Below are 17,367 nucleotides of genomic sequence, written 5' to 3' on the forward strand. Positions count from 1 at the left end.
CTCCTCCAAAAGTGAGCCGCTGTAAAAGCGGAACCATAGGAGGCCGTTACCGAAGAAATGGATATGTACTCGGCCAAATCCAACACCCCGGCCGGCCCACAGCCCGCCACAAAGTTGTGTAGATACCTATGCCGGGATGGCGATGCTCGTGATGCGTACGCCTATCAGTCCTGGGACTCCAGGTCGCGCACGCGGGCTACCGCTTCGTCGCGGCTGTTGACGCCAAGCTTGCTGTAGATATGGCTCAAATGCCATTTCACGGTTTCCGGCGATAACCCCAAGGCGCGGGCGATTTTTTTGTTGGGCAGTGCTTGAGCCAGCAGGCGCACGACCTCGATCTCCCGCTCGCTCAGCGGTTCGATGCTGTTGGCCTGGGGTTTGCTCGGCGTGGCCTGGGCAGGCTTGCCGGAGACGGCGGCGGGGACGGCCACGTGGGCGGCCTGCAAGCGCTCGACGTAAAACGCCAGGACTGGGTCGAGGGTTTCCTGGCGAGTGATTTCCAGGATCAGGTCAAGGGCGTCCGGGTGGGCATCGAGCAGGCTGCGCAGCAGCCCGAAGCGTTGTCCGCGGCGCAGCGCCAGCAGCACTTTGTCGCGCGCGGCAGCCGGGTTGCCGCGCCGCGCCTCGATCACGGCACTCAACACCAGCAGGCGCACCGCACCGAGTTGCCGACGATGCCGTTCGCAGGTGTCGATCAATTGTTCAATGCGCTGCAAGGCGCCGTCGAGGTCGCCCTGGTGAATCTGCCAGCGGGCCCGTGCGTTCTCGGTCAGGATGTGAATTTCCTTGAGTGCACTGTGTCCGGCGTCGGGGTGGCGGGCGTCGATGGCTTCCAGCCTGGCCAGTTTGGCCTGGGCGGCGGCGGGTTCGTCGAGCAACAGGTGCCAGTGCACCCGCCAGGTCAGGCAGTAGGCCTGCAAGCGGTCCAGCCCGAGTTTGCTCGCGTATTCGTCGAGCCGATCGACGAAGGCGAAGGCCTCCTGATGGTTACCGGCGAGCCACTGCACTTTCCACAGCACCTGGAGCACCCGCAGCACCGAGTCGGGTATCGAAATCCGCTCAAGAATGTCGACCCAGCCGGAGAGCAACTTGAAGGCCACGTCGACATCGTTGGTTTCGTACAACACCTCGCCCAGCAGCGCGGTGGCCAGGTAGGTCGCATCCGTCCCGGCCTTGCCGCAGTGGGCCGCTTCGTGGATCACGTCCCGATAGACGCGCTCCGACTGCTTCATCTGGCCTTCCAGGGCATGGCTCAACCCGGTCATGCAGCGGCCCTGGAGGCTACCGGCCGAGGTCCCGAGGAAGGGCTCGCCGTTAATCAGCAACGCTGGCCGGTCGAATTGCACCTGACGCGCCTTTTCGTATTCACCGCGGTGCATGTAAAGCCAGGACAGGATATTGGTGCAGGAGCCGATCGCGACACTGTTGCTGCCTGCTGGAGGGGCGAGCAATTGCGGCAGGACCGTCATCGCCGCATCGGTGTCATCCCGTTGCAGGGCCAGGGAGGCCCGCAGCAGGGCGACCATGAAACGATCATGCACCTGGTGTTCGGGGACGTCGTGAAGCAGTTGATCAAGGCTGTTGGCGCAGGCAATGAAGTCCCGGGCATAGAGCTGCATGCGGGCCTTGAGGATGCGCAGCTTGACCCGTGCCTGCACCTGCTCGACCGGCAACAGCCGTACCAACTCGATCAGCATGCGCAGGTCGCCATGGGCGTACAGCGCTTCGGCGTGTTGCTCGACCAGGTCGGCGGCAGCGTCGGGATCACCGCTCATCACCGCATGGTGCACGGCTTCATCCAGGTGTTGCTGGTCACGGAACCAGGCCCATGCCCGCGCATGCACGGCCTGTTGCTCGGCCCGGCTGCGCGAGTCGAAGTACTTGAGCAGGGTTTCGCGCAGCAGCGGGTGTAGCCGGTACCAGGTTTCACGCTGGGCGCTGTCCACGGGAATCAGGAACAGGTTGTCGCGCTCCAGGCGTGCCAACAGCGCGCTGGCTTCGCCGACGGCCTGGGGGTGACCGCTCAAGGCCGCGCACAATGAGGCGCAGAAACGGTTGCAGACCGCCATGAGCAACAGCAGGTCGAGGTCGGTGGGCGACAGGTGGGACAACACCTCGATCTCGAAAAAACGGGCGAAGGCCTGGTCGTCGCGCACCAGCGTCTGTACCGCGGCGCTGGTCGTGGCCGCTTGGGGGCGATTGTTCTTGCGACTGACCGCGAGCAACTGCATGCCTGCGACCCAGCCATCGGCCTGCTCATGGATCAAGCGCGCGTCACGGGCATTGATCTCACCCAACTGTGCCTTGAGGAACTGCGCGGATTCGGCCGGGGTGAAGCGCAAGTCGCGCAGGCTCAACTCCAGAACCAGTTCCTGGCTGCGCAACCGCGCCAGGGACAACGGCACCGCACTGCGCGACACCAGCGCCAGGTGCAGGTTGGCCGGCGCGTAATCGATCAGCCATTGCAGGGCTTGGTGAATGCCCACGTCCGTCAGGTGATGCAGGTCATCGAGCACCAGCACCAGCTCTTTGGTGCGCCGGGCAATGCTGCGCACCAGGGTGATCACCGTGCGCTCGACGGCCTCGCTGTCGATGCCCCGTCCTTCGAGCTGGGTCGCTTCGTGCACCAGGGCGGGGTCGATCTGGCCCAGGCTGGCCAGCAGATAGTCGAGAAAACGGGTCAGCTCATTATCGTCGGCAGACAGGGTCAACCAGGCGACGTCAAAGCCCAGGGGCAACAGGGCCTGGCGCCAGGCGATCAAAGTCGAGGTCTTGCCGCAGCCCGCCGGTCCCTTGAGCACGATGCAGCGCTGGCGACGGGCCTTGAGCATTTGATCCTGCAGGCGCTCACGGGGGACCAGGCGTGCGGCACCGCGTGGAGGAATCAGCTTGGTACTGACAATCGGCGACTGGCTTGCCGTCGTGGGGCTGTCCGAAGCAGTGGACTTGAGGTGTTTGTCCATGAGGCTATCCGATTCATTTTTGTTATGGGCGTGCTCGAATCGGACCGAGTGTAACGCAGAGTTTGCCGCGCATGGCGCTCTGTTTGGCCAGGGCTGCACCCCGAGCCAATGGGGCGGGCAATCGCCACCCGATGTGGGTGGTGGCCGCGACAAAGGGGCTTGTTCTACTGGCTGGCATAGGCAAGCGACGCCTGGTACAGAGCACCGGCGTCGCCGCATCGAACAAAAAAAACAAGTGCCGCCAGCTGCCAACGCCGGTCGCCCACCCGCATGCCCATCGAGAGACCATCGCAGCGCTGGAGTTAGCCCATGGCCATTCAATTCAAGATCATCGAACACGTGGCACTGGTCACGCTCGACGCGCCCCATTGCAACAACGCCCTGACCATTGGCGACCTGATGCACCTGCGCAAGACCCTGCGTGCCTGCCAGGACGATGAGCAGGTGCGGGTCATCGTCCTGCTCGGGGCCGGTGAGCGCGCCTTTTGTTGTGGGGCCCACTTCAAGGAGTCCCTGCGCCCGGTGCCGGGGTTTGTCGCAGGGGCCCTGAAAAGTCGCGAGACCGAAGCCGAGGAGGGCGGTTACAACCGCTTGCTGGACCTTAGTGACCTGGACCTCTGGAAACCGCTGATCGCCGGGATCCAGGGCCTGTGCCTGGGTGGCGGCCTTGAACTGGCGTTGCAGTGTGATCTGCGAATTGCCACTGACGGCGCCTCATTCGGCCTGCCGGAAGTGCGCATGGCCGCCATCCCCTCGGCGGGTGGCGTGCAGTACCTGCTGCGTGCGGTAGGTTCGGCGCACGCGATGAAAATGGCCCTGACTGGCGAGCCGATCAATGCCCAGGAAGCCTTGCGCATTGGCCTGGTCAGTGACCTGGTGCCCGCCGGGCAGCTGCAAGCCGTGGCACTGCAACTGGCGGAGCGGATCGCCGGCAACGGTCCGCTGGCGGTGCAATCGATCAAACAACTGGCGGTGCAGACCGCCCATCTGCCCGCGCGGGACTTTGTCAGCCAAGCCAACCTGCACTGGGGCCTGCTGCGTGACAGCCAGGACTTCGCCGAAGGCCGCCTGGCATTCGCCCAAACGCGTGCACCCAAGTACACCGGGACCTGAAATCCCCAGACCGCGCTGCATGTGTCCCGACCTGACAGCAACAATTACAGGAGACTCATATGTACCTGACTCAAGGACTGCACCGCATGGCGCAGCAACAGCCCCATGCCCTGGCCACGGTATTTCGTGACCGACGCCAGAGCTACGCGCAAATGACCGATCGTGTCGCGCGCCTGGCCGGTGCCCTGCAAAAGCTCGGCATGCAAGCCGGTGATCGTGTTGGCCTGCTGGGCCTGAACAGCGACCGCTTCCTCGAATACTTCCTCGCCACCTGGTGGGGCGGTGGCGTGGTCAACCCGGTGAACATTCGCTGGAGCGTCGCGGAGATTGTCTATTCGCTGGATGACTGCGACACCCGCATTCTGTTCATCGACGACACCTTCCTGCCCCTGGCGCCGGCGATCTCGGCCTCGGCCCGAGTCACACCATTGCTGATTCACGTCGGCGATGGCTCGGCACCGGCAGGCATGCTCTCGTTCGAGCAGCTGATTCGCGACAACGCGCCGGTGGATGATGCCTTTCGCGGTGGCGAGGACTTGGCCAGTATCCTCTACACCGGGGGCACCACCGGCCAGCCCAAGGGCGTCATGCAGTCACACATGAACCTGTGGTCGGCGGCCGTGGCGCGTGCAGCGGATGTGCCGGTGCCGGCGGATGCCATGACCCTGCACATCGCGCCCATGTTCCACCTGGCGGCGTTGTCCCGGGTGATCCTGATCTCGCTGATCGGGCTGCCGAGTGTGTTTGTCCCGGCTTTTGATGCCTCGGACGTGATGCGCACCATCGAGCGCGAGCGCATCAGCGATATCCTGATTGTGCCGACCATGCTCCAGGCGCTGATCATGCACCCGGACTTTGCTCGCCATGACCTCAGTAGCCTGCGCAGCCTGACCTACGGCGCCTCGCCGATTGCCGTGCCGTTGCTGGAACTGGCGCTCAAGGCCCTGCCCAATGTCGAATTCACCCAGGGCTATGGCATGACCGAAGCGGCGCCGCCGATCAGCGCCAATGGTCCGCAGAATCACAGCGCCGAAGGGATTGCCAATGGCCGCTTGCGTTCGGCCGGGCGCCCGGGGCTGGGAGTGACAGTGCGCATTGTCGACGAACACGACAACGAAGTTGCGTGCGGCACCGTGGGCGAAGTGATTGTCCGTGGCCCGAACATCATGCTCGGGTACTGGAACAAACCCGAGGAAACCGCCCAGGCCTTGCGCGGAGGCTGGATGCATACCGGGGACGGTGCCTACATGGACGAGGACGGCTACCTGTACATTGTCGACCGCTTCAAGGACATGATTGTCAGCGGCGGCGAGAACATCTACTCCGGTGAAGTGGAGAGTGCGATCGCCAGTCATCCGGCTGTGGCGGTGTGTGCGGTGATCGGTATCCCGTGCCAGCAGTGGGGTGAGGCGGTGCATGCGGTCGTCGTGCTGAAGCCGGGCAACCAGGCGGCCGATGCGGAGATCATGGAGCACTGTCGGCGGTTGATCGCGGGCTACAAGACCCCCAAGTCGGTGGAGTTCCGCGAAGCCCTGCCGCTGTCCGGCGCGGGCAAGATTCTCAAGCGTGACCTGCGCGAGCCGTTCTGGCAGGGCAAAGACCGGAGCGTCAGTTGATGGAGACGCCCAGCCGTGGTGTGAGCTCGGTCCCCGAAGGATTTTCACCGGTGCAGGGCGCTTCGAAGTTCCTCAGTGGTTGTGCCGAGTTTTACATTCACCATGAACGGCCGGTCCTGGCGGTGCGTGTCCTGGGCCGGCACCTTAATTACGTGGGCATTGCCCATGGTGGTTTCCTTGCCACGGTTGCCGACAGCGCCTTTGGGATGATGCTCCGCCGCCTGCTGGTGATGGAGCGGGCGGCCATCACCGTCAATTTGAACCTCGACTACCTGGGCGCAGTGCGCGAAGGCGACTGGCTCGAAGCCCACGTCGAAATCCACAAGGCCGGCAGCAGCCTGATCAATGCCAGTTGCCGACTGCTGGTCGGAGAGCGCCTGGTGCTGCGCAGCAACGGCGTGTTCACGCGCTGGAAACACCCACTGCCGCACGCCGAATGATCCGCTGGGCGTAGCCTGCGCCCTCCTGACGCAAGGGTGAAACCCATGTACATGACTTTATGCCTGCAGCGCACGCTGCAGCAGACGCCAGAGCAGATGGCGACGATTTTCGGCGCGCGCCGCCAGACCTATCGCCAGTTCGCCGGGCGCGTGGCGCGCCTGGCGAGCGCCTTGTGCGAGCTGGGCATGGCCCCGGGGGACCGGGTCGGGATGCTGGCGCTCAACTCCGACCGCTACCTGGAATACATCATGGGAGTGTGGTGGGGTGGCGGGGTGCTCAACCCGGTCAACACCCGCTGGAGCGTGGCAGAAATCGTCTACGCGCTGGACGATTGCGACACGGCGATCCTGATCATCGACGAGCATTTCCTCGCCCTGGCCGACGCCATCCGCGCGGGTGCGCGCAATGCGCCGTGCTTGATCTACGCCGGGGAAGGACCAACACCCGCCGGCATGCTCGGCTTCGACGAGTTGATTGCCCAGGCCAGGCCAATGGCCGACGCCGGTCGGGGCGGCGAGGACCTGGCGTGCATCATGTACACCGGTGGCACCACCGGCTTTCCCAAGGGGGTCATGCAGTCGCACCTGAATCTGTGGTCGGCGTGCATGCCACGCATGGTCGACATGCCGCCGATACCCGGCGGCCGGCTGTTGCAGGTGGCGCCGCTGTTCCACGTCGCCGGCATGGCCCGGGCGCTGATCCAGTTCCTGGCCGGCGAGTGCCATGTGCTGGTGTCGAGCTTCGAACCCCTGGCGGTGCTGCAGGTGATCGAACGCGAGCGGATCAGCGAGACCCTGCTAGTGCCGACCATGATCCTGGCGCTGCTGGACCATCGCGCGTTGTCGCGGTATGACCTCAGCAGCCTGCAACGCTTGACCTACGGCGCTTCCCCCAGTGCCGGGGAGATGGTCGAGCGCCTGCTGGCACGCTTTCCAGCGCTTGAATTGTCCCACTCCTATGGGCTGACCGAAGCCTGTCCGGTGGTCTCCAGCAACCTGCCGTGCAATCACAGTGCATCGGCGCGCGCGAGCGGGCTATCGCGCTCGGTGGGGCGTGGCGGGCTGGGGTTGCAGGTGAAAATCGTCGACCCCCAGGGCCAGGAGGTGCCCCGCGGTACCGTGGGCGAAATCATCGTGCGCGGGCCGAACGTGATGCAGGGGTACTGGAACAAACCCGAGGAAACCGCCCAGGCCCTGCGTAACGGTTGGCTGTACACCGCAGACGGCGCCTATATGGACGAGCAGGGCTACCTGTTCATCGTCGACCGGCTCAAGGACATGATTGTCAGTGGCGGTGAAAACATCTACTCGGCCGAGGTCGAGAACGTGCTGGCGCGCCATCCGGCGGTGGCCCAGTGCGCGGTGATCGGCATCCCCCATGCACAGTGGGGCGAGGCGGTGCATGCCGTGGTCGTGCGCCAGTCCGGCGCCCAGGTCGACGAAGACCAATTGCGTCGTCATTGCCGCGCATTCATCGCGGGCTACAAGTGCCCAAAAAGCATCGAGTTCCGCGAAACGCTGCCGCTGTCGGCCGCCGGTAAAGTGCTCAAGCGCGAACTGCGCGCGGCCTTCCAGTAGCCTCGGGGCCAGGCTCGCAACCGGGCAGGTCCGGCGGCTGCTACCCGATCCGGGTGGCCCCTTGCGTCAGCCGGCTCACTACATTGGCTCCATGAACCAAGCACACGCCTGCTTGGCCACTCACTGGAGAATCCGATGCATATCAACCGTACTGTCTACCGAGAAGACCACGAGATGCTGCGCGAATCGGCGCGGCGTTTTTTTGAGCGCGAATGCCTTCCGCTTCAGGCGCAGTGGGACAAGGCCGGGCACGTGGACCGGGAAACCTGGCTCAAGGCCGGGCGCCATAACCTGCTGTGCCTGACGGTACCGACCGAGTACGGCGGGGGGGGCGGTGACTTCGGTCATTCGGCGGTGCTGATTGAGGAGCTGTACCGCTCGGGCGTCTCCGGCTGGAGCCTGGGCGTGCATTCGGACATCGTCGCCCCCTACATCGTGCGCCTGGGCACCGAGGCGCAGAAGCAACAATGGTTGCCGAAAATCTGCACCGGCGAAACCGTGCTGGCCGTGGCGATGACCGAGCCGGGCACTGGTTCCGATCTCAAGGCTATTCGCACCACCGCCGTGCGGGACGGCGACGAGTGGGTGATCAATGGCAGCAAGACATTCATCAGCAACGGCCTGACCTGCGACATGGTCGTGGTGGTGTGCAAGACCGACCCGAGCGCCGGCGCCAAGGGCTGCAGCCTGATCATGGTCGAGTGCGACCGTGCGGGCTTTCGTCGCGGGCGCAAGCTGGACAAGGTCGGCCAGGCCGCTGCCGACACCGCCGAGCTGTTCTTCGACGATGTGCGAGTGCCGGTAGGCAACCTGCTGGGTGAGGAGAACAAGGGCTTCATGCACTTGATGGAAGAGCTGCCGCAGGAACGCCTGGTGATCGCCCTGTACAGCGCGGCCAAACTCGAACGCATGCTTGAGCAGACCCTTGAGTACGTCAAGGACCGCAAAGCCTTCAACCAAACGGTCTGGGACTTCCAGAACACCAAATTCAAACTCGCCGACATCAAGGCCCAGGCCACGGCCGTGCGCCTGATGATCGATCACTACATCGGCGAACACATGCGCCGGCGCCTCACCGTGCAGGAATCGGCCATCGCCAAGCTGTACGCCACCGAGACCCTGTGCCGGTGCATCGACGACATGGTCCAGCTGCACGGTGGCTACGGCTACATGCTCGAGTACCCGATTGCCCGGGCCTTCGTCGACATGCGCGTGACCCGCATCTTCGGCGGTACCAGTGAAGTGCTGCGTGAGTTGATCGCACGCCAGCTTTGATCCTTCCCCTTCAAGTTGCAGGTGACAGCATGAGCGAAAAAGTATTGGTGGCAGGCGTTGGCATGATCCCGTTCAGCAAGCCCAGTGCCAGCCCGACCTATGTGCAGATGGGCGCCGAAGCCGTGCGTCGTGCCCTGGCCGATGCCGGAATCGGTTACCACCTGGTGCAGGAAGCGTACGCCGGCTACGTCTATGGCGACTCCACCTGCGGCCAGACCGTGCTCTATGAAGTGGGCATGACCGGGATCCCGGTGGTCAACGTCAACAACAATTGCTCCACCGGCTCCACCGCGCTGTACCTGGCGCGCAAGGCGATCGAGTCGGGTTCGGCCGATTGCGTGCTGGCGGTCGGCTTCGAACAGATGCAGGCCGGGGCCTTGAAATCCCACTGGGACGACCGCCCGCCAACCCGCGAACGTTTCCTGCCGATCCTGCGGGGCCTGACCGCCGACGTCGGCAGCGACATGGCCCAGGCGCTGCGTACCTTCGGCGGCGCCGGACGCGAGTACATGCACAAGTACGGCACCCGCATGGAGACCTTCGCTGCGGTGCGCGCCAAGGCCAGCCGGCACGCTGCCAATAATCCCCTGGCGTTGTTTCGCAAAGTGCTGAGCACCGAAGACGTGATGGCCGACCCTGTGCTGTGGCCAGGGGTTATGACCCGCCTGATGGCCTGCCCGCCGACCTGTGGGGGAGCGGCGGCAATCCTGGTGTCGGAACGTTTTGCCCGCCAGCACGGCCTGCGCCGCGACGTCGAAATCGTTGCCCAGGCGATGACCACCGATACGCCGGAGTCATTCAACTTCGAAAAACCGTCGTTGCTGGACTGGGTGGGCACCCACATGACCCACGCTGCCGTGAACCAGGTCTACGAAAAAGCCGGCGTCGGCCCGCGGGACATCGATGTCTGCGAGCTGCACGACTGCTTCGCCCAGAACGAAGTGATCTGCTACGAATCCCTGGGGTTCTGCCCTGAAGGCGGCGCCGAACAATTTGTCATGGACGGCGACAACACCTACGGCGGGCAAATCGTTATCAATCCGTCCGGCGGCTTGCTGTCCAAGGGGCACCCGTTGGGCGCCACTGGCCTGGCGCAGTGCTACGAGCTGACCCAGCAATTGCGCGGCAATGCCGAGCAGCGCCAGGTCGAAGGTGCGCGCCTGGCCATGGCGCATAACCTGGGTCTGGGCGGGGCTTGCGTGGTGACGCTGTACGGCAGGGTCAGCGCAGGTACCCATTGAGCCAGACCGGCTTCGACTGTCACCCAAGGTAACGCCGCCCGGTGTGCCCTGACAAAGCACGCCGGGATTGTTCGACAAAGTCGCATCAAATCACCCATTCGGGTGTCAGGGCCTCACCGCCACCTCACTAGCATGGACGCTCCAACACGTGATCCTTAACCGGAGAAACCGCATGACAAGAACAACAATGCGCGGCGTCTTCCAGCCAAGTCTGCTGGCCGTAGCTGTGACCGTCGCCACCACCGCGAGCCCCTCGGCTCAGGCGGTCGATTTTAATATCGGCGAGATCCAGGGCAGTTTCGATTCGTCCTTATCGATTGGTGCCAGTTGGTCGGTGGCTGATCCCGACTCCGCGTTCATTTCCAACTTCAACTCCCAGGGCAAGTCCGGTCAGTCGGCCTCGCGCACCACCGATGACAACCGCCTGAACTTCAAGAAGGGCGAGACCTTCTCGAAGATCTTCAAGGGCGTGCATGACCTGGAACTGAAGTACGGCGACAGCGGCGCCTTCGTGCGTGGCAAGTACTGGTATGACTTCGAGCTGATGGACGAGCACCGGCCGTTCTACGACATCGACGACAGCGGGCGCGATCGTGCCGCCAAGTCCTCCGGGGCGATGTTTCTGGACAGCTTCGTCTACCACAACTACAACCTCGGCGATCAGGTCGGCAACGTGCGGCTCGGCAAGCAGGTGGTGAGTTGGGGCGAGAGCACCTTCATCGGCAACTCGATCAACAGCATCAACCCGGTGGACGTGGCGGCCTTGCGACGTCCCGGCGCCGAGGTCAAGGAAGGGCTGATTCCGGTCAATCTGCTCTACGTGTCCCAAGGCCTGGCTGACAACATTACTGCCGAGGCCTTCTACCAGCTGGAGTGGGACAAGTCGGTGGTCGACAACTGCGGTACGTTCTTTGGCAGCGATGGCGTCCCGCAAGGCTGCAATGACCGCCTGGTGGTCGCAGGTCTCGACCTGCCGCCGGGCGTTGCGCAGAACACCGGCGGCCTGGGGGCGATCGCGGCCGGGACCGACAATGCCTACATCGGGCGCTTGCCCGACCACGACGCCCGCGACAGTGGTCAGTATGGCCTGGCGCTGCGCTGGTTCGTGCCCGAGGCCAACGACACCGAGTTCGGCGCCTACGCGCTGAACTATCACAGCCGTAACCCGTACTTGAGCATCAACCAGATGACCAGCCCGGCCGGTGGTCTGGCTTCTGCCCGCAGCACCCGCTACTTCATCGATTATCCGGAAGATATCCGTTTGTACGGCCTGAGTTTCCAGACCAACGTCGAGGGGGTGTCGCTCGCGGGTGAAGTCAGCTACCGGCCGAACATGCCGCTGCAGTTGAACACCGCCGACCTGCTGTCCGCCGCGACCTTCGGCGCGACCTCGCCATTGATCACCACCGGCTTCGCCGGGCGCAACCTGGGCGCCGAGGTCAATGGCTACAAGCGCATGCCCGTGACCCAGGCCCAGATGACCGTGACTCAGTTCTTTGACCAGGTGCTGGGCGCCAGCCGCCTGAGCGTGGTCGGGGAGGTGGGCTACAACCACATCAACGGGCTGGGCCGGGCCGACGGCACGGACCTGCGTTTCGGGCGCAGCCCGGCGTTCGGTTCCGGCGAGCTTGTGGGCAGCGCTGGCCTGGCCACCTGCCGCGGTTCGGCGGCCGGTACGCCGACCGCCAGCAATCCGGCCCAGGAGTGCAACGACGATGGCTTCTACACCAGCAACAGCTGGGGCTATCGCCTGCGCGGCAAGCTGGATTACCCCAACGCCCTGGCCGGGATCAACCTGTCGCCGAACGTGGCCTGGTCCCATGACGTTTCCGGTTATGGCCCCAACTTCGACGAAGGATCCAAGGCAGTCAGCCTCGGCCTCGACGCTGACTACCAGAACGCCTACACCGCCAGCCTCAGTTACACCAACTACTTTGGCGGCGATTTTAATACCAACGTCGACCGCGACTATGTCGCGCTCAGCTTCGGCGTGAATTTCTGATGCTCTCCTGGCAGAGGTACCTGAACATGAATGCACTTTTCATTTTGCGCACTGGCGCATTGAGTCTGTCATTGCTGGCCGGCAGCGTCATGGCTGCGGTTTCCCCAGAGGAAGCGGCGCAACTGGGCACCAGCCTGACCCCGCTGGGCGCGCAGAAGGAAGGCAATGCCAACAGCACCATCCCGGCCTGGAGCGGCGGCCTGAAAAGCGGCGCGGCGCCCCTGGACAACGGCTTTCTCGGCGATCCCTTTGCCGCAGACAAACCGCTGTTCGTGATTACCCCGGCCAACGTCGACCAGTACAAGGACAAGTTGACTCCAGGGCAGATCGCGATGTTCAAGCGCTACCCGGACAGCTACAAGATCCCCGTCTACAAGACCCAGCGCACAGCGGCTGCACCCCAGTCGGTGTATGAGCTGGCGAAAAAAAGTGCGGTCACCACCCAACTGACCAACGATGGCAACGGCCTGGCCAATTTCACCGAGACCCGTTACTACCCGTTTCCGATCCCCAAGAGCGGGGTCGAGGTCTACTGGAACCACACCAGTCGTTATCGCGGTGGCAACATGGTGCGCCAGGCCGCCCAGGCGGCGCCGCAGACCAATGGTTCCTACGCCATCGTCGAATACGAAGACCAGGTGGCCTATCCGCAGCAGGTCGAAGGCGTGCCGCCGGGGCAGGCGGATAACGTGCTGTATTTCTACAAGCAGGAAATTACCGCGCCGTCGCGCCTGGCCGGCAACGTGACGCTGATTCACGAGACCATCGACCAGGTCAAGGAGCCGCGCCTGGCGTGGGTCTACAACTCCGGGCAACGGCGCGTGCGGCGCGCACCGCAAGTGGCCTACGACGGTCCGGGCAGCGGCGGCGACGGCATGCGCACCACCGACAACACCGACATGATGAACGGGGCGCCGGATCGCTACGACTGGAAACTGGTAGGCAAGAAGGAACTCTACATCCCCTATAACAACTACCGGCTGCAATCGCCCAAGCTCAAATACGACGACATCATCAAGCCTGGGCACATCAACCAGGACCTGACCCGCTACGAGTTGCACCGGGTCTGGCACGTCGAGGCAACACTCAAACCAGGGCAGCGGCATATCTATGCCAAGCGTGACATGTACTTTGACGAAGACACCTGGCAGTTGGCCGAAGTCGATCACTATGACGGTCGCGGGCAACTCTGGCGCGTCGCCGAAGGCCTGGCCTTCAACGATTACGAGCGCGGTGCCGCCAACTACGCGATGATCGGCATCTATGACCTGATCGCCGGGCGCTACAACGTCCTGGCCATGACCAACGAGTCCAAGCACGCAACGACCTACGGCGCAACCGCAAAAATGAACGACTTCACCCCTTCGGCACTGCGTAACGCCGGCATTCGCTAGACCCGACCCACCAGCCCCACGACGCCCTGCCTTGCAGGGCGTCGTGCATTGGGGGGCAACCACCTGATCCGGGTGGGGCGCAGGCGGGCATCGGGGCCAATGATGGATGGCATCAATCATCAGCGAGGTCCGCCATGTTTGTGCCCCGGCCGCATCTTTGCACCCTGCTCAGGCGCGAGCAGCGCCGCTTGCAACTGCTGTGCGCACCCCCAGGCTTCGGCAAGACGCAGTTGCTGCGCCATTACCTGGAACCCGTCACAAACGTGGTGTGGCTGGCCCTCGGCGGGCAGCCGCAAACCCTGCAAACCTGCAGCGCAAAGCTGGCCGAGGCCCTGGGACTAAGCTCGCAATCCTCCCCCGAGGCGCTGCTGGCCTGGATCGAGCGGGCGGGTACGCTGCACCTGGTGTTCGACGACGTGCCGGCGTTCATGCCGGCGGAACTGAACCTGTGGTTCGACCGCCTTTTGGCCCTGGCGAACCCGCGCCTGCAGGTGCTGGTCACCTGTCGCCGGCGTCCCGACTGGAACCTGGCGCGCTTGGTGCTGATGGGCCAGTTGCTGGAACTCGACGCCCGGCAACTGGCGCTGCGCCGCGAGGAGTCCGATGCCTTGGTCAGCCTGCTGGCACCTGATAGCGACACCATCATCCGCCAACAACTGTGGCAGGCAACGGCAGGCTGGTGCGCGGGTCTGCGGCTGCTGTTGCCAGCGTTCGTCACGCAAACCTATCGCCCCGAGCAACCCCACGCGGTGCTGGTGCAGTACCTGGAGCGGGAGTTGCTGGCACGCCTTACCGAGGACCAGCAACAGGTGTTGTTTGGCCTGGCGCACCTGTCCAAGGCCAGCGCCGAGCTTTGCGAGCAACTCTGGGAGGGCCAGGGAGGGGCGCGGGTGTTTACCCAGTTGAACGACTGCCAGGCATTGTTAATCCCGCTGGAGCACCAGCCGCAGTGGTCTTGCCTGATACCGGCCGTGGCCCAGGCGCTACAGGAACGCTTGCCGGCGGCCCCGTTGAATCGTCTGCGCTTGCGCGCCTGCCAGGCACTCAGCGCCCTGGGACACCTGGATGATGCGATCGAGCAGGCGCTGCGCGCAGAGCAACCGGAAGTCGCCGCCAGCTACATGGAGGGCTTGTGGCTGACCTGGATCTTGCGCGAACAGCACCTGGGCCGGCTCATGACCTGGCGCGAGCGAATGGCACCGCACCTGCTGGAAAGCAGCCCGCGGCTGATCTACCTGAGTGCCAAGGCGTTGCTGTTCAGCGGTCGGCTGGATGAAGCCCAGGCTTGCCTGCAACAGTTGAGCCGATTCCTGCCCTTGCCCAACCCCCGGCGCAACCAACGTCTGCTGGCGAACTGGCAAGCATTGTTCGGCACCTTGCACGCCCTGCGCGGCGACAGCGAACAGGCACGCTTGCATTGCCAGGCCGCGCGCCAGCAACTCAACCGCGAGGATTGGCTATCGATCCTGCTGTGTCACTGCATGCTGGCGCGCGATGCGATGCATCGTGGCGAACTGACCGAGGCGCAGGCGCTGCTGGAGCAATCGCTGGAACTGGCCCGCCGCCAGGGCAGCCGAGAGGCCGAGGTGTTGGTCAACAGCGATCGGGCGCGCCTGCTGATGCTCCAGGGCCACGCGCATCAGGCGCAGTCGTTGTTGCACAGCGAGCTTGAGCACATGGCCGGCACCCGGACAGTAGCCTGTCCGTTACGCGGTCGCCTGTTGCTGCAGCAGGCCGAGCTGTCAGTGCAGCAGGGACGCTTGGGCGAAGCCGAACAACGGGTGCACGAGGGCCTGGTACAGGTCGGCGATTGCTGTGCGCCATTCGTGCTCAGCGCCTACCTGCTGCTAGCGCAAATCGCGGCCCACGGCCAGGCATTCGACCAGGCCCAACTGCACCTGGACGAAGCTGAGCGGCGCATGCACTGGGCGCGGATCGATCGCGCGTGCTACCAGCGACCTATCGCCGAGCATAGGCACCGGGTGCAGCGACTTGAACGGGAGGCCAGTGCACAACGGCTTGAGTCGCGCAGCAGCGTGCCGGACTACCAGGATGGCCTGACACCCCGCGAGGTCTCGGTGCTCAAACTGCTGGCCGAAGGCATGTCGGTGCGCGAGGTGGGCAGCCGTCTGTTCATCTCGGTCAATACCGTTAAAACCCACGCCAAGAACATCAACGTCAAGCTTGGCGCCTGCCGTCGGACGCAGGCGATCAATAGCGCCAAGGCCATGGGCATCCTGGCTTGAGGCCCCTGGCCTTTTTCCCGCCCACCACCTGATCCGGGTGGCGGCCTGCGCCAGGTGATGATCAACCATGCAAGGAAGCCGACACGGGGTCGCTCGGGAGCCTGTGTCTCGACAACAAGAGGAAAGCGACTGATGAGCGCCATTGAACGAGCCACGACCCAGGATATCCGCACCATCCTGGACCTGCAGCGAGCGGCCTTCCTGGACCGCGAGCCCTACAGCGTCGAAGAGCGCTGTGAGCTGATCGACCGGGCCATCGGCCTGCTGGTCAATCACGAACAGGAGATCGTCGAGGCCCTGGCGGCGGACTTCGGCCATCGCAGCCCGACGTTCTCGCGCGCCAGTGAAGTGCTGTCGCCCCTGGCCATGTTGAAGCAGACCAAGCAGCACTTGCGCGAGTGGATGCAGCCCCAGGCGCGGCATGCCGCCCAGGGTCAAGCGTTTGTGCAGTATCAGCCATTGGGTGTGGTCGGCATCGTCACGGCCTGGAATGTGCCCGGCTACATGGTGTTCAGTGGCCTGGCCGGGGCCCTGGCCGCCGGCAACCGGGTGATGATCAAACCGTCGGAATTTACCCCGCACACCTCGGCCCTGATCGCCCGATTGATCCATTCGGTGTATGACGAGCGTGAAGTGGCGGTGGTGTTGGGCGATGCCGAAACCGGCCAGGCCTTCTGTGGCCAGCCCTTCGATCACTTGTTGTTCACCGGCGCCACCAGCATCGGCAAGCATGTGCTGCGGGCGGCGGCCGAACACCTGGTGCCGGTGACCCTGGAGCTGGGCGGCAAGTCCCCGGTGATCATCGGCCGTACGGCCGACTTCAAGGCGGCAGTCGCCAAGGTGGTGGTTGGCAAGTTGCTGAACGCCGGTCAACTCTGCGTCGCCCCGGACTATGTGTTCGTACCGCGGGAATCGATGGATGCCTTCATCGCGGTCGCCAAGGCCGTGGTCGCGGGTTTCCTGCCGACCCTCAAGGACAACCCCGAGTACACCTCCATCATCAACGCTCGGCACTACGCGCGTCTGCAGGGCTATCTGAGCCAAGCGCGCGCGGCGGGAGTCGAGTTGGTGGAGCTGAACCCGGCCGCCGAGGATTTCAGCCAGGCCGCGCACAACAAAATCGTGCCGACCTTGCTGCGCGATCCTGGCGATGAGTTGCAAGTGATGCAGGACGAAATCTTCGGCCCGCTGCTGCCGGTCAAGGCCTACGACCAACTCAGCGAGGTGATCGCCTTCATCAACGCCCGACCGCGCCCGCTGGCGCTGTATTACTTCGGTCAAGACGCCGAGGAAGAGGCCCAGGTCCTGAGCCGCACCTGCTCTGGCGGCGTGACACTCAATGGCGTACTGAGCCATGCCAGCCTCGACAGCCTGCCGTTTGGCGGCGTTGGCCAGAGTGGCATGGGAGCCTATCACGGTATCGACGGGTTCCGCACTTTCAGCCACGCCAAAGCCGTGTTGCGCACACCGCAGCAACCGGCCTGAGTCTTTCCATCCCT

The 17,367-nt window shown here is 64.1% G+C and carries 11 protein-coding genes; 10 read left to right on the forward strand and 1 reads right to left on the reverse strand.

Annotated features, from left to right (window positions below; all coding sequences use genetic code 11):
- Nucleotides 1-164: 164 nt before the first annotated feature.
- Nucleotides 165-2,963, reverse strand: coding sequence for a LuxR C-terminal-related transcriptional regulator (locus ACM6IP_RS18585; RefSeq protein WP_414862045.1), 2,799 nt, complete (start codon nucleotides 2,961-2,963; stop codon nucleotides 165-167).
- Between the two features lie 309 nt (nucleotides 2,964-3,272).
- Here ACM6IP_RS18585 and ACM6IP_RS18590 point away from each other — a divergent pair, with 309 nt between their 5' ends.
- The 10 genes from ACM6IP_RS18590 (at nucleotide 3,273) to ACM6IP_RS18635 (ending at nucleotide 17,353) form a co-directional block, all read left to right on the forward strand.
- Nucleotides 3,273-4,076, forward strand: a complete 804-nt coding sequence (locus ACM6IP_RS18590; RefSeq protein WP_414862046.1) for an enoyl-CoA hydratase/isomerase family protein — start codon at nucleotides 3,273-3,275, stop codon at nucleotides 4,074-4,076.
- Between the two features lie 59 nt (nucleotides 4,077-4,135).
- A complete protein-coding gene (locus tag ACM6IP_RS18595; protein WP_414862047.1) occupies nucleotides 4,136-5,692 on the forward strand; it encodes an acyl-CoA synthetase in 1,557 nt (518 codons plus the stop codon).
- Nucleotides 5,692-6,132 (forward strand): PaaI family thioesterase, encoded by a 441-nt coding sequence (locus ACM6IP_RS18600; protein WP_159996107.1) that lies wholly within the window; start codon nucleotides 5,692-5,694, stop codon nucleotides 6,130-6,132. The genes ACM6IP_RS18595 and ACM6IP_RS18600 overlap by 1 nt, the downstream gene beginning before the upstream one ends.
- Nucleotides 6,133-6,177: 45 nt before the next feature.
- On the forward strand, nucleotides 6,178-7,710 hold the full coding sequence (locus ACM6IP_RS18605; protein WP_414862048.1) for an acyl-CoA synthetase: 1,533 nt from the start codon (nucleotides 6,178-6,180) through the stop codon (nucleotides 7,708-7,710).
- A gap of 135 nt (nucleotides 7,711-7,845) precedes the next feature.
- The gene (locus ACM6IP_RS18610; RefSeq protein WP_095171852.1) at nucleotides 7,846-8,985 is read left to right on the forward strand and encodes an acyl-CoA dehydrogenase family protein; all 1,140 of its coding nucleotides are present in this window, start codon (nucleotides 7,846-7,848) and stop codon (nucleotides 8,983-8,985) included.
- Between the two features lie 29 nt (nucleotides 8,986-9,014).
- Entirely contained in the window at nucleotides 9,015-10,226 is a 1,212-nt protein-coding gene (locus ACM6IP_RS18615; RefSeq protein ID WP_414862049.1) for a lipid-transfer protein, read from the forward strand.
- Between the two features lie 172 nt (nucleotides 10,227-10,398).
- A complete protein-coding gene (locus ACM6IP_RS18620) occupies nucleotides 10,399-12,228 on the forward strand; it encodes a DUF1302 domain-containing protein (protein WP_095171856.1) in 1,830 nt (609 codons plus the stop codon).
- A 26-nt stretch (nucleotides 12,229-12,254) separates the two neighbouring features.
- Entirely contained in the window at nucleotides 12,255-13,622 is a 1,368-nt protein-coding gene (locus tag ACM6IP_RS18625) for a DUF1329 domain-containing protein (RefSeq protein ID WP_159996099.1), read from the forward strand.
- Nucleotides 13,623-13,756: 134 nt separating this feature from the next.
- Nucleotides 13,757-15,868: a LuxR C-terminal-related transcriptional regulator gene (locus ACM6IP_RS18630; protein ID WP_414862050.1), complete on the forward strand. Its 2,112-nt coding sequence runs from the start codon at nucleotides 13,757-13,759 to the stop codon at nucleotides 15,866-15,868.
- A 132-nt stretch (nucleotides 15,869-16,000) separates the two neighbouring features.
- Nucleotides 16,001-17,353 carry a coniferyl aldehyde dehydrogenase gene (locus ACM6IP_RS18635; protein ID WP_414862051.1) on the forward strand — a complete coding sequence of 451 codons (1,353 nt, stop codon included), beginning with the start codon at nucleotides 16,001-16,003 and terminating at the stop codon, nucleotides 17,351-17,353.
- The last annotated feature ends 14 nt before the right edge of the window (nucleotides 17,354-17,367 follow it).

The sequence above is a fragment of the Pseudomonas sp. IT-P176 genome (genome assembly GCF_949767245.1).
Lineage (GTDB): Bacteria > Pseudomonadota > Gammaproteobacteria > Pseudomonadales > Pseudomonadaceae > Aquipseudomonas.